Here is a 3,248-nt window from a genome sequence, read left to right as displayed (position 1 = left end):
AAATTCGCATAGGAGCAAATTTTGTAGCCTATGCTTAAAGTAGTAGATAGCTTCAATTGGCGGAAAGAGCAGTTGTTGAGATGAACGTTGAACCGCCGTATACGAGACCCGCATGTACGGTGGTGTGAGAGGCGCAGTGGCGACTTTTAAGTCGTCACCCGTCTACTCGATTGCCAATAGTGCTTTTTTATTCAGACCAAACTAAAAATTCGAGAGGATTTTCGTAATTACACTAGAACTAGCAATAAATTATATATTGTGTTATCACACGTTTTTAATTTTTTAGTTCTTCCAAACGTTTTCTTATTTCAGGATTTTCAGGATTTAAGTCTAAAGCTTTAATGTAAGATTTTCTTGCTTTTATTTTATTTCCATTTACTTTATATGCTTCAGCTAAACTATCCCAAGCATTACTTGATAAAGGGTAGTTTTTAGTATTATAATTAAAGTAGAAAAGAGCCTTTTCAATATCTGGTCTCGTATAGAGAAATAAATAACCATAGTAATTAATAACTCCTTCGGGTAAATATACATTGTACCCAAGTCTTTCAGATAGTTTTGAAAATTTTGCTTGAATCAATTTTGGATTGGTGTACATCTCATCATAATTTATCATATGTTCTCTAAAGATATATTTCATACCATCAATGAATGAAACTAGAGGCATTGAATGATGATTTTCCTCTTTATACTCATACTTTTTATAACCTAAACTGATGTTATTTGGTGAGTTTTGTTCAAATTCTTGAATAAATGTCCATCCTGGATTATATTCTTCAGGATAAATGTTATTGGATACTCTATCTACAGTTGTAAAGAAGATATCTCTTTTTGTCCCATTATATTCTTTAGAAAAAAGCTTTAAGCGTTTCATCATTATTTCATTATCCCACCAAGCACTAAAGTCGATTACTAAATAAGAGTTAAATGTTTCAGGAATTGAAAATAAAGCTTGTAAAACAGGTAAACCTGTAAATGAATAACCTACAAAAGTCCGATATGAATTAGTTCTGTATTTATGTTCAACAAATGGAATTAATTCTTTTTGAATAAATTTCAGAAAGTCATCTGCTCCTCCGCTAACTTCCAATCCTTTTTCCTCTTCTTTTGTGTAACCAATTAAGGAGTTTGTAGGAGAAGAATCTTTAATTCGATTTTGACTAGTAATTCCAATTACAATCATTTCAGGAATCTGCGGACTAACATCACTACTTAATTGAGTAATTACTCCTGTAAATGAATTAAAAAATTTTCTTCCATCTAAAAGGTATAATACAGGATAGTTTATGTAGTTATTATCATTATATGAATTAGGTAGGTATATTGAAATTTCTCTATCTGAATTAAGTATTTCAGATTTAATTGTTAATCTTTCTCCAATAACAATGTTCTTTTTATTTTGTCCATATGACAAATTTGAAATCATCATTAATACTAGTAGGATAAATAGTTTTTTCATTTTTGTTTTATGTTTACTAGTGGTTTTCGTAAGAATAATAAAGGGTTAAAACTTACTTGTTTTTCGATTTGGCGGACTCTGTTAGTATGCCCTAGTATTTTTATTATGTAGCTTTTTTTATGATTAGTTGTAAATCACATAATTTACTTTATCTACTCCAGTATTTCCACTTTTTGAATTGTACGCATAGATTATTAATTCATAGTTTCCTGCGGAATTAATGTTTACGTTTCCTTCAAATAGGTTTGTCTTAACGAGTGACATGTCAATGTCTTTAAAATGTTCTCCGTCTTTTTTAAGAATACCTTTTACTTCAATTTCATCAGAGTTCCATATTCCTCCTTTTCTAATTGTACAACCACACATCATTACAATATTTGCCTTAATCTGGAAGGGATTATCTTTTACAGAATCTAAAGAGATATAGTGATGTGTTCGAGGTTTTAATATATCAATTATAAAACCAGGTATTTCTAAAACAATTCCATCGCCTAAAATATCTTTGCCAGGAATAAGCCATAATTCAGTATGCACATTTATTTGAGCTTGTTTATAGTTATTAGGAGAAATTACCTCAATGCTTATGAATGTTGGCTCATCAATATCAATAGTAGCTAAAAACTTGGCGGTTTGATTATCAGTAATCGAAGATCCTCTTTCTTTTGGAATATTCATTATCAAATCGGTATTTCCTGTACTACCGTTTGTTTTTCCTTCTGCCAATATTCTATTATTAGTTTTGTTTCGAATAATCACGTAAGCTCCTCCAAGAGAACTTCCAATAAACTTGGCATCTTTTGCTTTTGCTCTTACTAGGATTTTAGTTTCTGTCGCAAATGAAGATAGACTTAAAAGAAGTACAGCTATAAGTATTATACTTTTTGTCATAATTTTTTATTTAATTGATTTTAAATATTCCTGTTTAAATCTATAGTGAAATGAGGTTTTTACTAATTTTAAATCAATATTGTCCAAGTGTGATATAATACCTAAATCTTTGTCTAAAATATCTAAGATTGCTTTTTCACAACTATCCCAGATTACTTCAAGTTTAGGGATTAACTTGTGAGCTTTATCGGATAATGAGATAATCTGTTTTCTTTTGTCTGATTGATCTGGTTTAGTTTTTAAATAACCTTTTTTGGACATTTTCTTTACGATAACAACCACCGATGGATGGGCGTATCCCAAATGTTCGGCGATACAGGATATTGAACACTTTTCTTTTTTTTGTAAAAGCATAAATAACAAATACCAATTGGGTTCTACATCAACATTCAATTCTTTATATAGCTTTCTTATATCGTGTGACATTCTATCGCTTATTCTTTTTAATCGACTGTCTAAAGCTTTGTAGCCAAGTTCTTTTATGAAGTCATCATTCATTTTTAATTAATTTGAGGCAAATATAATATAAATAAATACAACTATATAGTTGACTATGTAAATTTTTAAAATGCTACATAAAGATCTTGTGTATTGAAAGTTGCATTTTTGTGTATGAAAATTTTGGGAGGAAAAATTAGGTGCATTAAATCTTAAACTACCAGTAGCCTTATTTTAACTTTTATTTTTCTCACTAGAAGTAGGCAATCTCTACCTATTAATGAACTAATATAAGTAATTTAATAAGTGAATCTTTTTCCTCTACCACTTTTCCAAGGAGTTCAGTATTTGAATGATAATTTAACGTAATTTTTAGTATTCCGTAAACTTAATTCTGCATTATTGCCAACGTTAAGTATAACAATCGTAGTTCGCCTAAAGGCGATTATGATTTGTTATATAG

Annotated in this window: 3 protein-coding genes; all 3 read right to left on the bottom strand. The window is 29.6% G+C overall.

The window, feature by feature from the left end; all coding sequences use genetic code 11:
* Window positions 1–274 precede the first annotated feature (274 nt).
* Complete coding sequence (locus CXF67_RS08870) at window positions 275–1,459, bottom strand: alpha/beta hydrolase-fold protein (protein ID WP_102088433.1); 1,185 nt, start codon at window positions 1,457–1,459, stop codon at window positions 275–277.
* 123 nt (window positions 1,460–1,582) lie between these two features.
* Window positions 1,583–2,347 (bottom strand): hypothetical protein, encoded by a 765-nt coding sequence (locus CXF67_RS08865; protein ID WP_102088432.1) that lies wholly within the window; start codon window positions 2,345–2,347, stop codon window positions 1,583–1,585.
* A gap of 6 nt (window positions 2,348–2,353) precedes the next feature.
* The gene (locus CXF67_RS08860; RefSeq protein WP_102088431.1) at window positions 2,354–2,845 is read right to left on the bottom strand and encodes a MarR family winged helix-turn-helix transcriptional regulator; all 492 of its coding nucleotides are present in this window, start codon (window positions 2,843–2,845) and stop codon (window positions 2,354–2,356) included.
* Between the last annotated feature and the right edge of the window lie 403 nt (window positions 2,846–3,248).

Source organism: Psychroflexus sp. MES1-P1E, assembly GCF_002836055.1.
In the GTDB taxonomy this organism is placed as follows: domain Bacteria; phylum Bacteroidota; class Bacteroidia; order Flavobacteriales; family Flavobacteriaceae; genus Psychroflexus.
The sequence above is the reverse complement of the archived record's forward strand: the minus strand, read 5'-3'. Positions and strand labels throughout refer to the sequence as shown.